General features: G+C 68.7%; 11 protein-coding genes. 6 read left to right on the top strand and 5 right to left on the bottom strand.

The annotated features are described in order from the left end of the window. Positions 1-206: 206 nt before the first annotated feature. The 3 genes from H9L17_RS07620 to H9L17_RS07610 all read right to left on the bottom strand — a co-directional run bounded on the left by H9L17_RS07620 (position 207) and on the right by H9L17_RS07610 (position 3831). Positions 207-1784, bottom strand: a complete 1578-nt coding sequence (locus H9L17_RS07620; protein WP_187571721.1) for an aldehyde dehydrogenase family protein — start codon at positions 1782-1784, stop codon at positions 207-209. Between the two features lie 151 nt (positions 1785-1935). After that, positions 1936-2841 carry a dihydrodipicolinate synthase family protein gene (locus H9L17_RS07615; RefSeq protein ID WP_187571720.1) on the bottom strand — a complete coding sequence of 302 codons (906 nt, stop codon included), beginning with the start codon at positions 2839-2841 and terminating at the stop codon, positions 1936-1938. 45 nt (positions 2842-2886) lie between these two features. Further along, positions 2887-3831 carry a proline racemase family protein gene (locus H9L17_RS07610; RefSeq protein ID WP_187571719.1) on the bottom strand — a complete coding sequence of 315 codons (945 nt, stop codon included), beginning with the start codon at positions 3829-3831 and terminating at the stop codon, positions 2887-2889. Positions 3832-3937: 106 nt separating this feature from the next. On the opposite strand from H9L17_RS07610, the gene H9L17_RS07605 reads away from it, so the two are divergent. From H9L17_RS07605 to H9L17_RS07585, 5 genes are all read left to right on the top strand, one after another. Beyond that, positions 3938-4660 (top strand): AraC family transcriptional regulator, encoded by a 723-nt coding sequence (locus H9L17_RS07605; RefSeq protein ID WP_187571718.1) that lies wholly within the window; start codon positions 3938-3940, stop codon positions 4658-4660. 95 nt (positions 4661-4755) lie between these two features. Then, on the top strand, positions 4756-5997 hold the full coding sequence (locus H9L17_RS07600; protein WP_187571717.1) for an NAD(P)/FAD-dependent oxidoreductase: 1242 nt from the start codon (positions 4756-4758) through the stop codon (positions 5995-5997). A gap of 251 nt (positions 5998-6248) precedes the next feature. After that, a complete protein-coding gene (locus tag H9L17_RS07595; RefSeq protein ID WP_187571716.1) occupies positions 6249-7457 on the top strand; it encodes a M24 family metallopeptidase in 1209 nt (402 codons plus the stop codon). A 233-nt stretch (positions 7458-7690) separates the two neighbouring features. After that, complete coding sequence (locus tag H9L17_RS07590; protein ID WP_246455193.1) at positions 7691-9931, top strand: S9 family peptidase; 2241 nt, start codon at positions 7691-7693, stop codon at positions 9929-9931. Positions 9932-10143: 212 nt separating this feature from the next. After that, positions 10144-13056 carry a collagenase gene (locus H9L17_RS07585; RefSeq protein ID WP_187571714.1) on the top strand — a complete coding sequence of 971 codons (2913 nt, stop codon included), beginning with the start codon at positions 10144-10146 and terminating at the stop codon, positions 13054-13056. A 305-nt stretch (positions 13057-13361) separates the two neighbouring features. On the opposite strand, the gene H9L17_RS07580 is transcribed toward H9L17_RS07585, so the two are convergent. Together H9L17_RS07580 and H9L17_RS07575 are read right to left on the bottom strand one after the other, a co-directional pair. Then, positions 13362-14567, bottom strand: a complete 1206-nt coding sequence (locus tag H9L17_RS07580; RefSeq protein WP_187571713.1) for a serine hydrolase domain-containing protein — start codon at positions 14565-14567, stop codon at positions 13362-13364. Between the two features lie 351 nt (positions 14568-14918). Continuing rightward, positions 14919-15290: a hypothetical protein gene (locus H9L17_RS07575; protein WP_187571712.1), complete on the bottom strand. Its 372-nt coding sequence runs from the start codon at positions 15288-15290 to the stop codon at positions 14919-14921. A 160-nt stretch (positions 15291-15450) separates the two neighbouring features. Between H9L17_RS07575 and H9L17_RS07570 the strand changes: the two genes are divergently transcribed. Next, on the top strand, positions 15451-16347 hold the full coding sequence (locus H9L17_RS07570; RefSeq protein ID WP_187571711.1) for a hypothetical protein: 897 nt from the start codon (positions 15451-15453) through the stop codon (positions 16345-16347). The last annotated feature ends 59 nt before the right edge of the window (positions 16348-16406 follow it).

Here is a 16406-nt window from a genome sequence, read left to right as displayed (position 1 = left end):
ACTACTTGCCCTCGTTAGTACCGACTATCGAGTTCTGGCCAGCACTCCGGGGGCGCGATTGCTTTTCTCTCCTTCCCCTTCAAGGGGAAGGCCGGATGGGATGGTGTTGATTGCGGCAATTTCGCTTGAACACCATCCCCACCCAACCCTCCCCTTGAAGGGGAGGGCTTTGATCGCGCTTGCCGGAACCGGGCGGGATGGGCGGCTCAAGGGAGCGCGCGGTCGCTCCACGCGCCGTCCACCCGTCGCTGCAGGCCGATCGGATTGGCGTCGCGCAGTTCGGCGGGCAGGCGGTCGTCGCGCACGTTGTCGTAGCTCTGCCACTGCGCGAAGCGGTGGATCGCGCCCGGCATGCCCACCGAGGTGAAGCCGGCGTGGCTGGTGCTGGGATACGGGCCGCCGTGTTGCATTGCCGCACTGACCGCAACGCCGGTGGGCCATTTGTCGTCGATCAGCCGGCCGACACGCGGGCGCAGGGCGGCGGCGATGCGGCGCCAGGCCACGTCGTCGCTGCCGTCGGCGGCGCTGTGCAGGCTACCGGTGAGGTTGCCGTCGAAGGCGCGGGCGAGCGCGACCGCTTCGTCCTCGTCGCGGTAGCGCACCAGCAGCGAGACCGGGCCGAACGCTTCCTGCTGCAAGGCCTGCGCGTTGGCGAGGAAGGCGGCACCGCCCACCTCCAGCAGCGTGGGCGCATAGCGTGCGCCGGGGCCATCGGTCTGCGCCTTGCCCGCCGCCACCCGCGCACCGGCGGTGCGCAAGGCCTGCACGCCATCGGCCAGGTGCCGCTGCACGCCCAGGGAGAACAGCACCATCGGCGCGGCGGCATCGAACTTTTCCGCCGCACGCGCGACGAACGCATCGCCGTCCGCGTCGGCGGGCACCAGCACGATGCCGGGATTGGTGCAGAACTGGCCGCTGCCCATCGTGCAGGAGGCGAAGAACTCCTGCGCCAAGGCGTCGCCGCGTTCGCGCAGCGCGCCCGGCAGCAGGAACACCGGGTTCACGCTGGACATCTCGGCGTAGATCGGGATGCCGGCCGCGTCCGCTGCCGCCTTCAGCGCAAGGCCCGCGCTGCGGCTGCCGGTGAAGCCGATGGCGCCGATCCGGCGGTCGCCGGCCAGCCGCAGGCCCAGCGCGGGTTCCACGTCGTAGAACAGCTGCACCGTCGCCGCCGGCAGGCCGTTGGCGACGGCGGCGTCGAACGCCAGCGCCGCCAGCAATTTGCTGGTGGCCGGATGCGAGGGATGCGCCTTGGCGATGACCGGGTTGCGCGCGGCGATGGCGGAGGCGAAATCGCTGCCGGCCACCGCGTTGAACGCGAACGGGAAATTGTTTGGGCCGAACACCAGCACCGGCTTGTGCAGCGGCGCGAAGTGCGCGCGCAGGCCGGCCTTGGTGTCGATGACCGGCTGCGTCCACGCATGATCGCGCACCGCCCGCGCGGCCTGCCGCAGCTGGCCGCTGGCGCGCGGCAGCTCGACGTCGGCCAGGCGCGGCGAGACGGGCAGGCCGGTTTCCGCGTGCGCGGTGGCGACGAGCGCGTCCTTCGCCGCGTCGATGGCATCGGCGTAGGCGTCGAGGAAGGCGGCGATGCGTTCCGGCGCCGTCGCCGCCAGCGCGTCGGCGGCCTGCGCGGCGGAGACGATCGCCAGCTCGATGTCGTCTTCGCCTGAGCGTGGGAACGCCGGGCCGATGGCGTCGCCGGTGGCCGGATTCACCGCGCGGAAGCTGCCGGTGGCGTCCGTCGGGTTGCGCCATTCGCCGGCGAGCAGTACCTGTTCCATCCGTTCCACCTTATCGCAATGGTTCGATTCGTCACTCCCGCGAAGGCGGGAGTCCAGTGACTTGGCTTTTAAGACAATCAAAGACGCCGGATTGGACAGACATTCGTCTGTCGGTGGCGACCCGCCTTCGCGGGGATGACGAGCAAAAATCTTAAAGGGTCGGACGCGAGGTGATCGCGGCGTCGATCACCCGCAGCGCCTGCTCGCGCTCCGCGCCTTCCACCACCATGCGCGGCGCGCGCACGCGCTCGCTGCCCTGCTGCACGCGCTCCTGCATCAGCTTGATGAGCTGCACGAACTTCGGCACCGTATCCATGCGCAGCAGCGGCAGCAGCCAAGCGTACAGCGCCATCGCCGCGTCGGAACCGCCGGCGCGCGCCTGCTCGAACACGCGCACCGATTCCGCCGGGAACGCGTTGACCACGCCGGCGATCCAGCCGGTCGCGCCCATGGTGACGCCCTCGACGATGGCATCGTCCATGCCCACCATCAGGTCGAGGCGGTCGCCGATCAGCGCGCGGATCGCGGCGAAGCGGCGGATGTCGCCGGAGGATTCCTTGACCGCTTCGATCTGCGGGAACTCGGCGGCCAGCTCGGCGATCTGCTCGGCGCTGAAGTCGGTCTTGTAGGCGACCGGGTTGTTGTAGAGCAGCACCGGCAGCTTCGTGGCGCGCACCACCGCGCGCACGTGCGCCCCCATCTCGCGCCAATCGGTGGAATACACGTAGGGCGGCAGCACCATCAGGCCGCGCGCGCCGAGGCGTTCGCATTCCTGCGCCAGCCGCACGGCTTCGTCGGTGGACAGCGCGGCGATGCCGGGGATCACCGGCGCGCGTTCGCCCAGCGCCTCGACCAGCGTCTTCACGATCGCCAGCTTCTCGTCGAACGACAGCGTCGCGCCCTCGCCCAGCGAGCCCAGCGGTACGATGCCGGTGCAGCCGGCGTCGATCATCCAGTTGGCATGGCGGGCGAGGAAGGCGTGGTCGACGTCGCCGTCGGCGGCGAAGGGCGTGGTGATGGCCGGCACGACGCCGCGCCAGAAAGTGGCTTTGCTCATGGTGGGGTGATCCGTGGTGGCGAACGTGGAAGGGAACCGCCGCGCTCAGCGCGCGACGATGCCCCAGGCGAAGGGATCGTCGTCCTCGACCAGCAGCCGCCCCTCGCCGGAGAGGTGGGCGCGGCCGGTGATGCGCGGGCGGATGCGGCCGTCCGTGGCCGTAGCGTAATCGGCTTCGAACACGCTGCCGATCACGCTTTCCATGCGGAAGACCTCGCCCGGCGCCAGCCTGCCGTCGGCGGCGAGGCAGGCGAGCTTGGCGGACAGGCCGGTGCCGCAGGGCGAGCGGTCGTAGGCCAGGCCCGGGCAGAGCACGAAGTTGCGCGCGTGGTTTGCGGGGTCGTGGGCTGCGGCGTTGAGTTCTATGTGGTCGATCTCGGCGCCGTCCGCGCCGCGGATGCCGGCGGCGTCCAGCGCGTCGCGGATCGCGGCGGTGCATGCGGTGAGTTCGCGCCAGTGCGCGTAGTCCAGCGGCAGCGGCGCGTCGTCGCTGATGAAGAACCAGTTGCCGCCCCAGGCCACGTCGCCGCGCACACGGCCGACGCCGGGCACGTCGAGTTCGACGTCCTTCGCTTGCCGCCAGCTCTCGACGTTGTCGATGGCGATGCGGCCGTCGTCGTGCAATTCGGCGACGACGGTGCCGACCGGCGTGTCGATGGCGTGGCGGCCGGGCCGGATGCGGCCCAGGTGCGCCAGCGTGCGCACCACGCCGATGGTGCCGTGGCCGCACATGCCGAGCGCGCCGACGTTGTTGAAGAAAATGACCGACGCCACCGAGCCGGCCCGTTCCGCCGGCAGCAGCAGCGCGCCGACCATCGTGTCCGAGCCGCGCGGCTCGCAGGCGATCATGCTGCGCCAGCGGTCGTGCTCGCGCACCAGTGCGGTGCGGCGTTCGGCCAGCGTGCCGCGCTCCATGCCGGGCAGGGCGGTGAGCACCACGCGGGTCGGTTCGCCGCCGGTGTGGGAGTCGATGTAGTCGATCTGGCGCATGCCGGCCAGCATCCTCCCGCGCCGCCGGGCCGTCTAGCCGCGTTCCCGCCATGCAGATGCCGAAGTCGGCACAATTCGGCGGCCAAGCCGAGGCCATAATCGGGCCATGGAGACGCTGCCCGCCCACGTCGACGCCGACCAGCTGCAGAAGCTGCTGGACACGCTGCCGGACACCGTGTTCTTCCTCAAGGACGCGCGCGGCCGCTACACCCACGCCAACCTGACGCTGGTGCGCCGGCTGGGGTTGAGCCGGCGCGAGGACGTGGTGGGGCGCACGCCCGCCGAGCTGTTCCCGCAGCGGCTGGGCGACGCCTACGCCTCGCAGGACCGGCGCGTGCTGGCCGGCCATGCGATCAGCAGCCAGCTGGAGATCCACCTGTTCCCGAACCGCGCGCCCGGCTGGTGCCTGACCCACAAGACGCCGCTGCGGCGGGACGACGGCATCGTCGGCCTGATCGGCATTTCCCACGATCTGCAACAGCCCGATGGTCGCCACCCCGGCTTCGCCCGCCTGCGCCGCGTGCTCGACCACATGGAGACGCATTACGGCGAAGGCGTGCGCATGCAGGCGCTGGCGAAGCTGGCCGGGCTGTCGCTGTCGCAGCTGGAACGTCAGTTCCATCGCGTGTTCCACCTCACCCCGCAGCAGTGGCTGACGCGCCTGCGCATCGAGGCGGCGATGGAGCACTTGCGCGGCGGCGACAGCGTGGCGGCGATCGGCCAGGCCTGCGGCTTCAGCGACCAGAGCGCCTTCAGCCGGCAGTTCAAGGCGTCGGTGGGCACCACCCCGCGCGACTACCGGCGGCTGGTCGCCGGCGCGGGCGGCTGATGCGTCCGCGATCCGTCTCCGCGATGCGGATTGCGGCATAGCCTGCGCGGCGCGATGCGCCTAGCATGGCCGCTTCGCCACGCCGCATCGCGCCCATGACATCGTCGTCCGCATCCGCTCTGGTCGTTGGTGGTGGCGTGGTCGGGCGCGCCTGCGCGCTGGCGCTGCAGCGCGACGGCTGGCGGGTGACGCTGGCCGACGCCGATGCGAACGGCAACGCGCCGTCGTGGGGCAACGCCGGGCACATCGCCATCGAGCAGACCGAACCGCTGGCCTCGCTGGCGACGCTGCGCAGCGCACCGCGCCGCTGGCACGCGTTCGGCGGGCCGCTCGACCTGCGCGAGCCGCTGCGGTTGCTGCCGTGGGTGGCGCGCTACCTGCGCGCCTGCGCGCCGTCGCGCTTCGAGGCCGGGCACGCGGCCCTGCGCGGCCTGCTGGCGGAAGCGCTGCCCGCGTGGCGCAGGCTGGCGCAGGCGGTCGATGCGCCGTCGCTGTTGCAGGAGCAGGGCCATTGGGTGTGCTGGGAAAGCGCGGCCAGCGCGCGACGCGGCGAAGCGGCGTGGCGCGGCGCGGATATCGGCACCGCAACGCTTTCGAGCCTGGGCGATGCGCAGCGCGCGACGCTGCAATCGCAGCTGTCGGTGCCGGTCGCGGGCGGCCTCGCGTTCGAGGGCACCGCGCAGATCGCCGACCTGCCCGCGCTGGCGCAGCGGCTGATGGCGGCCTTCGTCGAAGCCGGCGGCGTCCAGCGGGCGCTGCGCGTGCAGGCGCTGCGGCGCGAGGGCCGGCACGTCCACGCCGTCGCCGCCGACGGCGCGCGCCTCGACGCCGATCTGGTACTGGTTTGCGCCGGCGTGCGTTCGCGCGAACTGATGGCGACGCTCGGCCTGCGCGCGCCGCTGGTCGCCGAGCGCGGCTACCACCTGCAATGGGCCGCGCACGACTGGCCGGCGCTGCCGCCGGTGGTGTTCGAGGACCGCTCGATGATCCTCACCCGCTTCGCCGGCGGGCTGCGCGCGGCCAGCTTCGTCGAATACGCCGGCGTCGACACGCCGCCCGATCCGCGCAAATGGGCGCGGCTGCGCGAACACGTGGCACAGCTCGGCATCCTGGTGCAGGGCGAACCCGCGCCGTGGTTCGGCGCGCGCCCCACGCTGCCGGACTACCTGCCGGCGCTGGGCCGCAGCGGGCGCTTCGACAATCTCGCCTACGCCTTCGGCCACCAGCACCTCGGGCTGACGCTGGCCGCGATCAGCGGCGAACTGCTGGCCGACTTGTGCGCAGGGCGGCCGGGCGCGGTGGCGTCGGCGGCGTTCGATCTGGAGCGTTTTGCCTAGCGCGGGCGCCGTCCTCTCCGGGTGCGTCATCAGCGCGCTGCAAGGCATATGGTGCGCGTCGCCAGAAAAAGCGGGCTGCTTGTTGAAGGCGGCAAAGTCCATCGCGGAGAAGCAGGTACGCAGGAACGTGCGCAAAGCGCGCCGCGCACCAGCGGCTTGTGCCTGATTCCGCGCGGCGCCGGCGGGATCGGCGCTAGTCCGCGCCGTCCATCGCGCCGAGGATGGACGCGGGGTCATCGGCGGAGCCATCCATGAACGAGCAGATCGGCCAGCTGTCGTCGGCGCAGGTGCGCGAACGGCTGGCGATGCCGCTGCCGGCGCGGCCCGCCGCGATCGCCGCGGCGGAATACGAGGCGCGGCTCGAACGCGCCCGCGCGCTGATGCGCGGCTGCGGCGCGGACGCGCTGCTGGTGACCGCGGGCGCGTCGCTGCGCTGGTTCACAGGCATCGCATGGGGCGCGAGCGAGCGGCTGGTGGCGATGCTGCTGACCCTGCGGGGCGATCCCGTGCTGATCTGTCCGGCCTTCGAAGAAGGTTCGCTGGACGCGGTGCTGAAGATCCCCGCGGACAAGCGGCTGTGGGAGGAACACGAAGACCCGCACGCGCTGGTCGCCAGCGCGATGGCCGAACGCGGCGCGCGCACGCTGGCGCTGGACCCCGAGGCGGCGTTCCGCATCCACGCCGGATTGCGCCGGCACCTGGACGCGAGCGCCATCCTCGACGCGCAGCCGGTCATCGACGGCTGCCGCATGCGCAAGTCGCCGGCCGAGCTGGCGCTGATGCAGCACGCCTGCGACATCACGTTGCAGGTGCATCGCCTCGCCGCCGGCATCGCCCGCGAAGGCATCGGCACCGACGAGCTGGCGCGCTTCATCGACAGCGCCCATCGCGCGCTGGGCGCGGACGGCGGCTCGACCTTCTGCATCGTCCAGTTCGGCCACGCCACCGCGTTCCCGCACGGCATCCCCGGCGTGCAGCACCTGCGCGAGGGCGAGCTGGTGCTGATCGACACCGGCTGCAGCGTCGAGGGCTACAACTCCGATGTCACCCGCACCTGGAGCTACGGCCGCGCAGGCGACGAAGCGATCCGCATCTGGAACCTGGAGCGCGCCGCGCAGCAGGCGGCGTTCGACGCGGTGCGCCCCGGCGTGGCCTGCGAGGACGTGGACCGGGCCGCGCGCGACGTGCTGGAAGCGGTCGGCCTCGGCCCCGGCTACCGTCTGCCCGGCCTGCCGCACCGCACCGGCCACGGCTGCGGATTGACGATCCACGAGGCGCCCTATCTGGTGCGCGGCAATGCGCTGCTGCTGGCGCAGGGCATGTGTTGCAGCGACGAACCGATGATCGTGGTGCCGGAGCGCTTCGGCGTACGGCTGGAGGACCACTTCCACGTCACCGACGACGGCGCGCAGTGGTTCACGCCGCCGTCGATCGCCATCGACCGTCCCTTCGCCGACTGATTTCGCTCGTCATTTCCGCGAAGGCGGGAATCCAGTTCTTGCCGCCCGTGTTTTCCAAAAAGCTGGATTGGACAGACATTTCGTCTGTCAGCAGCGACCCGCCTTCGCGGGAATGACGGTCACGAATATCCGGAGTGCATTCCATGTCAGTGTTTCGCAACTTTCGCATCACGAGTTGCATCGTAGTTCTGCTGCTCATCAGCGCCCCAATGCAGGCATTGGCGCAAACCGCCATGCCGAAAGCGCCCGACGAAGCCGCCTACGACCGCTCGCTGCATCTGCGCGAGCAATGGATGTACCTGACGAAAGGACTGGCCGGCCCGGCGACGTGGATCGACGCCGAGCGCTACCGCTACCGGCGCACCGCCGAGGGCGGCTTCGAGTTCGTCGTCCGCCGCGTCGGCGTCTCGCAGGCACAGCCGGCCTTCGACCAGCAGAAGCTGGCGTCGGCGCTCGGCAACACGCTGGGCATCGCCATCGACGGGCGTCGCCTGCCATTCGCCGAGTTCGAGTACGAATCCGGCGAGCGCGCGATCCGCGCGTGGACGGACTCGGGCCGCGTGCGCTGCGAACTCGGCGACGCCTATCGCTGTGAGCGCATCGGCGACGACATCAACAAGTCCCGCCCGCGCGCCTGGGGCGTGGTGCGCGACCTGTCGGTGCCGGCTGACGACACGCCGCGCCGCTCGCCCGACGGCCGGTACGAGGCGTTCGTGCAGGGCGACAACCTCATGCTGCGCATCCTCGCCAGCGGCGAAACCCGCACGCTCAGCCGCGACGGCTCGCCGGGCGATTTCCACGATCCGGACACCCTCGTCTGGTCGCCGGATTCCAGCCGCGTCGCGCTGTACCGCGTGCGTCCCGGTTTGCAGCGCCGCGTCACCCGCGTGGAAACCTCGCCGCGCGACCAGCTGCAGCCGAAGCTGCAAACCCAGCTCTACCCGAAGCCAGGCGATCCGGTGGACGTCGAGCGGCCGGTGATCTTCGAGGCCGCCAGCGGCAAACGCATCGACGTGCCCGACGCGCTGTTCGCCAATCCGTTCCAGCTCTCGCCGCTGGCGTTCCGCGCCGACGGCCGCACGCTGGCCTTCCGCTTCACCGAGCGCGGCCACCAGCGCGTGCGCCTGATCGAAGTGGATGCGCGCAGCGGCGCGACGCGCACAGTGGTGGAGGAGCGCAGCGACACCTTCGTCAACGACTGGTGGCAGCGCAGCGAGTTCCACGACGTCGGCAACGCAGGCCGCGAACTGCTGTGGATGTCCGAGCGCGACGGCTGGAACCATCTGTATCTGGTCGATGGCAAGAGCGGCCGGCTGCGCCAGCTCACGCGCGGGCCGTGGGTGGTGCGGCGGATCGTGAAGGTGGACGAGGCGCGCCGGCAGGTCTGGTTCGCCGCCAACGGCCGCGAGCCGGGCGATCCGTACATGCAGCATGTCTACCGCGTCGATTTCGATGGAAAAAATCTCGTCCACATGACGCCCGGCGACGGCTGGCACGAGATCAGCCTGTCGCCCGACCTGGCGCACTACGTCGATACCTGGTCGCGCCTCGACCAGCCCAACGTCACCGAGCTGCGCGACGCGCGCGACGGCCATCTGCTGGCGGAGGTCGAACGCGGCGACGCCAGCGCGCTGTTCGCCGCCGGCTACAAAGCGCCGGAAACTTTCGCCGCGCCGGGCCGCGACGGCAAAACGCCGATCTGGGGGTTGGTGGTGCGGCCCACGCACTACGATCCGTCGCGCAAGTATCCGGTGATCGAAAGCATCTATGCCGGCCCGCACGATTCGCACGTGCAGAAGAAGTTCTGGCCGTTCGATGCGCAGTCCAGCAACGAGCGCCTGGTCGGCGCGCAGGCGCTGGCCGACCTCGGCTTCATCGTCGTCCAGATCGACGGCATGGGCACGATGAACCGCTCCAAGGCCTTCCACGACGTGGCCTGGAAGAACCTCGGCGACGCCGGCTTCCCCGACCGCATCGCCTGGCACAAGGCGATGGCCGCGCGCGATCCGTCCTACGACATCGGTGGCGGCGTGGGCATCTACGGCGCGTCGGCCGGCGGGCAGAATGCGCTGGGCGCGCTGGAGTTCCATCCGGAGTTCTACACCGTCGCCGTGGCCTACGCCGGTTGCTACGACAACCGCATGGACAAGATCAGCTGGAACGAGCAGTGGATGGGCTGGCCGGTGGACGACAGCTACGCGCGCGCGTCCGGCGTGGACAACGCGGACAAGCTGCGCGGCCACCTGCTGCTGATCGTCGGCGAGCAGGACGAGAACGTCGATCCGGCGTCCACCTATCAGGTGGCCGACGCGCTGATCCGCGCCGGCAAGGATTTCGATTTGCTCGCCGTGCCCGGCGCGGGCCACGGCGTCGGCCGCGGCAACGGCGAAACCGACCGCTACGTGCAGCGGCGCAAGTTCGATTTCTTCGTGCGGCATCTGCTGAAGCGGCAGACGCCGGATTGGAACCAGTAGCGGGGTTCGCGGACGGGCGATCCGGAGGGGGCCGGATCCGGGCGCTGTGCGCCGGCCTCGTTCGCGTCGGGGATTGAGTTCGTCTTTCTGGCGGCGTTCCCGTCCGCTCCAGCCGGCAGCCCGTGCCGCCGGCGTACGTATCGGCAGCGCCCGGGAGGGGCGCCGCCGATTGCGGCCATGCGCCGCATCATCCCAACGACGGAGACGATCCAATGCCATTACCAAGCAAACACCGCGCGTATCGGTTGGCGGTCCTCGGCGGCATCGCCGCGCTCGCCAGCCTGGTGGCCTATGCGGGCCAGAACCTGGCGCTCTGGCGCACGTCCGCCACCGCGGCCGAAGCGCTCGCGGTCAGCCAGTCGCAGGCCGCGACGCCCGCGAACGCCATCCAGCGACGAAGTCCGCTGCTGTATTCGGGAAACGGCGCGCAGCGGCGCGCGGCGAGGACGCGCGCCATCGAGAAATCGCCGCAGACCGAGCGCCAGGTGTTCGGCGGCCACGTGCAGGACGGGAAACTCGACGCATCGCAGCGGATGCCGCTGCAGTCGCCGCTGAGCCGGTGGGTGGACGCCACCTTCGACCAGGGCGGCAGTCGTGAGAACCTCCTCGACCGGCCATCCCTCGCCGCGCGGAAGGGCCTGCGCGCCGCCGCCACAGCAGCGTGCAGCAGCACCCAGTTCGCCAGTCTGAGCGGGCAGGCGCTGGTGGCCGCGGTGACGGCCGCGCCGGTGAGCTGCATCAACGACCTGTTCGGGCTGACCGGCAGCGTCGCCGCCAGCACCTTCCCCGAAGCGAAGATGGCCACGATCGCCGGCGCGTTCGCCACGGTGGCCGGGCGCTACGACGGCACCAACCGCGACGGCGCGCTCCAGCTCATCCTGTTCCTGCGCGCCGGCTATTACGTGCAGTTCTACGACCCGGCGGTCGGCAACTACGGCGCGACGCTGCGCAACGCGATCCGGCCGGCGCTGGATGCGTTCGCGAACAACGCCAACTTCGGGCTGGTGAACGACGTCCACGGCGAGATCCTCGCGGAGTACGTCACCCTCATCGACAGCAGCTCGGAGAACGCGCGCTACCTGCCCGCGATCAAGCGCCTGCTCGACGGCTACGGCAGCGGTCACAACGCCTACTACTGGATGCTCACCGCGGTGAACAACACCTACACGGTGCTGTTCCGCGGCCACCAGCAGGACGACTTCCGCCAGCTGGTGCAGACCGACACCTCGATCATCGACACCCTGTACGGCTTCGCCAACCGCAACTTCGGCCTGATGGGCGGCGCGAACGACTATCTGGTGAGCAACGCCGGCCGGGAGATGGCGCGCTTCCTGCAGTACGCGGGGCAGCCGAAGACGCTGGCGCGCTCGCGGGTCAAGGCCTTGCTCGACCGCTCCTCGGTGACCGGCCCGACCGCGCCGCTGTGGATGGGCTTGGGCGACATGGTGAGCTACTACGACGCCGCCAACTGCAGCTACTACGGCATATGCGACTTCAAGGCCCGCGCGGAAGCCGCGGCGCTGCCGATCCGCCACACCTGCAGCGCCACGCTGACCATCCGCGCGCAGGCGATGACCGCGTCCGAACTGGCCGACACCTGCACGATCGTGGGTGGCGAGGAAGGCTACTTCCACGACCTGCTGAAGACCGGCCGCGTTCCCGTCGCGGGCGACAACAACGCCGCGCTGGAAATGGTGGTGTTCAACAGCAGCACCGACTACGGCACCTACGCCGGGGCCATCTTCGGCATCGACACCAACAACGGCGGCATGTACCTGGAAGGCAACCCGTCGGCGGCCGGCAACCAGGCCCGCTTCGTCGCGTATGAAGCCGAGTGGCTGCAGCCGCAGCGCTTCGAGATCTGGAACCTGACCCACGAGTACATCCACTACCTCGACGGCCGCTTCAACATGTTCGGCGACTTCTCCGCCGCCATGGCGCAGCCGACGGTGTGGTGGGTGGAGGGCTTCGCCGAATACATGTCGTATTCGTACCGCAACGTCGCCTACGTCGACGCGCAGCAGGAAGCCGCCAAGGGCACCTACAGCCTCAGCAGCATCTATGCGAACGACTACAACAGCGGGCAGACCCGGATCTACAACTGGGGCTACCTGGCGGTGCGCTACATGTTCGAGCGCCAGCCCGCCCAGGTGAGCGCGATCCTCGGCTACTTCCGCCCCGGCAACTACGCCGGCTACGGCAACTACATGCGCAGCATCGGCACCGGCAACGACGCCGACTTCCGCGCATGGCTGCCCTGCGTCGTCAGCGGCTGCACGCCGGCCAACCAGCCGCCGGTCGCGGCCTTCAGCGTCGTCACCAACGGCCTGAACGCGAGCTTCGCCGACGCCTCCACCGACGCCGACGGGCGCATCGTCTCGTACGCTTGGCGCTTCGGCGACGGCGCCACCGCGAGCAGCGCCTCGCCGTCGCATGCCTACGCGGCAGCGGGCACCTACACGGTGGAGCTCACGGTGACCGACGACCGCGGCGCGAAGGCGGTCAGCACCAAGCCGGTGACGGTCACGGCCACCCAGGCGAACAAGCCGCCGGTCGCCGCGTTCACCGTGGCGGTCAACGGCCTGTCGGCGCAGTTCACCGACGGTTCGAGCGATCCCGACGGCCGCATCGTCTCCCGTGCCTGGAACTTCGGCGACGGCGGCACCGCGACCTCGGCCAATCCCGCGCACGCCTATGCCTCGGCGGGCAGCTACACCGTGCGGCTGACGGTGACAGACGACTCCGGCGCCACCGCCACGGTGCAACGCACGGTGACGGTCAGCGCCGGCGGCCTGTCGGAATGCCCCGGCGTACCCGCCGCGCTCGGCCGCAACTGCGTGCGCAGCAACCTGACCGTGCCGCTGCGCGATTACGTGTACATGTACGTGTACGTGCCGAAGGGCATCGCCTCGCTGCGGATCACGACGCAGGGCGGCACCGGCAATGCCGATCTCTACGTCAACAGCCTCGGCAGCTGGGCCACCCGCGAGTACCACAACTACCGCTCGACCAACGCCGGCAACAGCGAAACCGTGCTGGTGAACTATCCGCCGGAAGGCTACCTCTACGTCAGCCTGTACGGCGCGAGCCAGGCGCAGGGGGTGTCCGTGAGCGTGGAGTACTGACTGCACCCGCACAGGCCGGCAGTCGCTGGCTGTGCGATATACGACCGATCGGATGCGATGGCCGGTCCTGGTCAAGGAAGCGCCCCGCGATATGCGGGGCGTTTTTTTGCATGCGGAACTGGACGGGGATTGAAGCGCCTGCGGTCGAATGATTGGTGTCAAGCAAGATCGACGCAAGGATCTAAAGCATCCTGATCGAATGGTTTGTTTCGATCCTCAGTTGCCAATCCAGAAACCCAGCCAGCCTGAAGCTGCCGAACCCGTCGTGCAGATCCAGACCGGCATCCGCGCACCGCATGGCCTCGTCACCGCGCGTCGGGTTGGTCATGGAGCCGCAGCAGCTCCATCGCCGCTTCGCGGGTGGCAGTGATTGCGGCCTCGTTTCCCGTGTTGGTCAGGACCGCGACCGCAATGTCCCGTTCCGGCAGCATGATCACGCGGGAAAAGAACGCCTTCGTGGCGCCCGTGAACCAGTGCGCCTCCATTCCGTCGAATTCGCGCAGGAACCACCCCATTGCGTATTCATCGGGGCCGTCGTGCAGGGGCGGGATCGAACCGGCATGCAGATGCCGTATGGACGATGCCTTGAGCAGCCCGTCGCGACCCGCAAGCCCTGCAAGGTGGAGCTTGAGGAATGTTGCGTAATCGGCAAGTGACAGCGAGTAATCGCCCGCCGGCTCGAAGATGACGCTCAGCGCCCAGCCGTCCCCGGGGGGCTGCGGCTCGACGACATTCTGGTGGGACGCCATGCCGAAGAATGCGGGCTTCGCCGTGTGCCCCCACGGTTGCGGGCTGTCGCCGCGTGCAGGCAGGCCATGCGTCAGGTGGATTCCAAGGGGTCGGGCCAGCCTGCTCTCGACCAGCGACTCCCACGCCTCTCCGGTGACGGCTTCGGCCATCGCGGCGGCAACGGGATAGCCTGCGTTCGAGTACTCCAGCCTGGTTCCCGGCGTGACGTACGGCCGTTGCTGCAGGAGCCAGACGCTGAACGCGCGGCGTTGGTCGCGCGCGGAGCCGGAACTCGCTCGCGCCGTCGCCCCTTTTATTTCGGCGATCGAATCGTACTTCGGCGTGCCGCCCTGGTGCCGCAGCAGCTGTTCGATGGTGACGTTCCGATAATCCGGATGGATGGTCTTTGCGAGTTCCGGGAAGACGTCGACGGGCCGCGTGGTCCACGAAAGCGTTCCTTCCTCGACCAGCCGGGCGATCACGGTGGCGGTGATCGCCTTCCCCATGGAGCCCAGATGGAAACGGTCGGTGGGTTCGACCTTTTCCGGTTTTCCTTGTCGCCGCAGGCCGGTCGCGGCCAAGTCGAGCGTCGTGTCCGAACGCACGACGACGGCGGCGAGCGCCGGCAGTTCGTGCTGCTCGCGGAGCCGGGTCAGCAGCGCTTCCGCGCGGTGCGCCTGGCTTCCGGGCGCTTCGGCAGCCGGACGAGCGGGTGCATTGATTTCGGGGGGCGGCGCTGCCGCGGTGGTCAGCAGGGCGAACGCGAATGCAAGGCTTTTCAAGCGTTCCCTTGGATGGCGTGGGTTGGCAGGCGAAATTCTACCTGCGTCCGGCGGGTGCGCCGCCTCGGGATTCGTGGAACCTATTCGGTTTGACGCTGGCAGCAACCTCGATGCCGTGGTGCGTCCCGGAAACCAATGTTTCTGCCATCCAATGACCGCACTGCGGTTCCGATGACGTGCAGACTGTTGAATGTCTCTTCCTGACCGTCAGGTTGCCAAACGGCCCAAAGCCGCCATGAACTCCAGTTCAGTGACAGCCCTGAAATCGCCGGCATCGTGATGCGGGAAACCCAAGCAGCGGGCGCTCGGACGACGAGTACCCAGCGCCGCTGCCTGGACCCCTTGCGGGGATTATTTGCCGTCGGTGTTGTTCTTTCCGTCCGCCGAAGCGTTGGCTTCTTCCGCGGCGTCCTGCGCCTGCTTGGCGGCGTCTGCTGCATTTTCAGCAGCATCGGCCATATCCCCGCGACTGGACGCGTCGCTGCCTGCGACATTGCCTGCGGCGGTGGCCGCTGCGTCTGCCGAGGCCGCCGCCGCGTCCGCCGCGGCCTGTGCGGTGTCGGCCGCTGCGGCGTCGCCAGTAGCGGCGGCGTTGTCCGCAGCCTGCTGGGCTTCCGCAGCGGAGGCCTGAGCGTCGTTGGCCGAATCGGCCGCTTGATCGCGGTTGCATGCGGTCAGGCCGAGACCCAACGCCACGGCCAGAAGTGCGTATTTGATCGTCATGACAATCTCCAGTTGATGCCTGTCGGCGTTTTGAGGATATGGGTACGGTGTCAATGCCGCGCGAAGGCGGTTGCAACGGCAGATAGGCCGGGCTGTAGTCCGCTTTCGGCCAGAAGCGGTCACCACTGACACGCGGTTGAGGCCGACGGATACTACGCGCATGAGTGAACCAATCCGAATCGACGCAGTCACGCTGCAGATCTTGATAAATCGAGCAGAACGCCTGCACGCCGCGGCCTTCCCGCCCGCAGACTGCGGCCGCGTCGACGTGCCACGCGAGTTGGATGCAGTCAGACAAAGATTGAACGCGCAGCGTGAAGAACATTTGCAACCATGGTTTGTCCTGCTCGACGAGGGCATTCAATTCTTCATCCAGTTTGAGCGCTATCTGTACGAGGTTCCGCCCAGCAGCAACCTCATGTCATACGCCGTAACCATTTCAAAATTGAAGCGAGATCTCGTCTCTATTCGCGAGCTCCTCGCGTTTGGCCAGGACATGGCGGCCAACGTACTTGCCAGAACTTTCATTGAGAATATCGAGATCGCCATGGCACTCGCATTGGACGCGGCCACGTGCGAGGCATTTGCTCACACGACCGATACGAACGCTTTTTGGAATAAGCACATCGGGTACGGACGAGTCTACGAGCAGATGCTTCAGTACTCGGCTGCATGCGACGTGGATGATGCACGCGCAAGACAACTTGTTGAACGCCACAAAGAAGCTAAGAAGCTTTTCTCCGATAGCACACACGGTGGGCGCGAGTCATCATTGTTCACCGCATTCAGCCCCTCGCTGACGAATTCGGACGAGGTCCACTTTTTGTCACTCGGCGCCCACACCTATCACACCCAGTTCCTTGCGCTATTTGTGGCACAAGAAATTCAGGCTTTTGCCGGTTCGATTGTCAAAGGGACGATGAGTCGCAATCCCCTTCATCTCTACAGAGGCTTCAAGTCCACTGGGCGCTTCATGAATGCCGCGGCCTCAGCTCATGTACTACAAGAACTGCTCGCGCGATACGAGACACAGCTTGAATCCAGCGCGGCAACCTGACTTCGCATATGTCGTTGGGCCGGATCTTGAAGCGTGCCACACAGTCTTAGCCTCGCCAG

Source organism: Thermomonas brevis (genome assembly GCF_014395425.1).
In the GTDB taxonomy this organism is placed as follows: Bacteria; Pseudomonadota; Gammaproteobacteria; order Xanthomonadales; family Xanthomonadaceae; genus Thermomonas; species Thermomonas brevis.
This window is presented reverse-complemented; position numbering and strand designations above follow the sequence as displayed.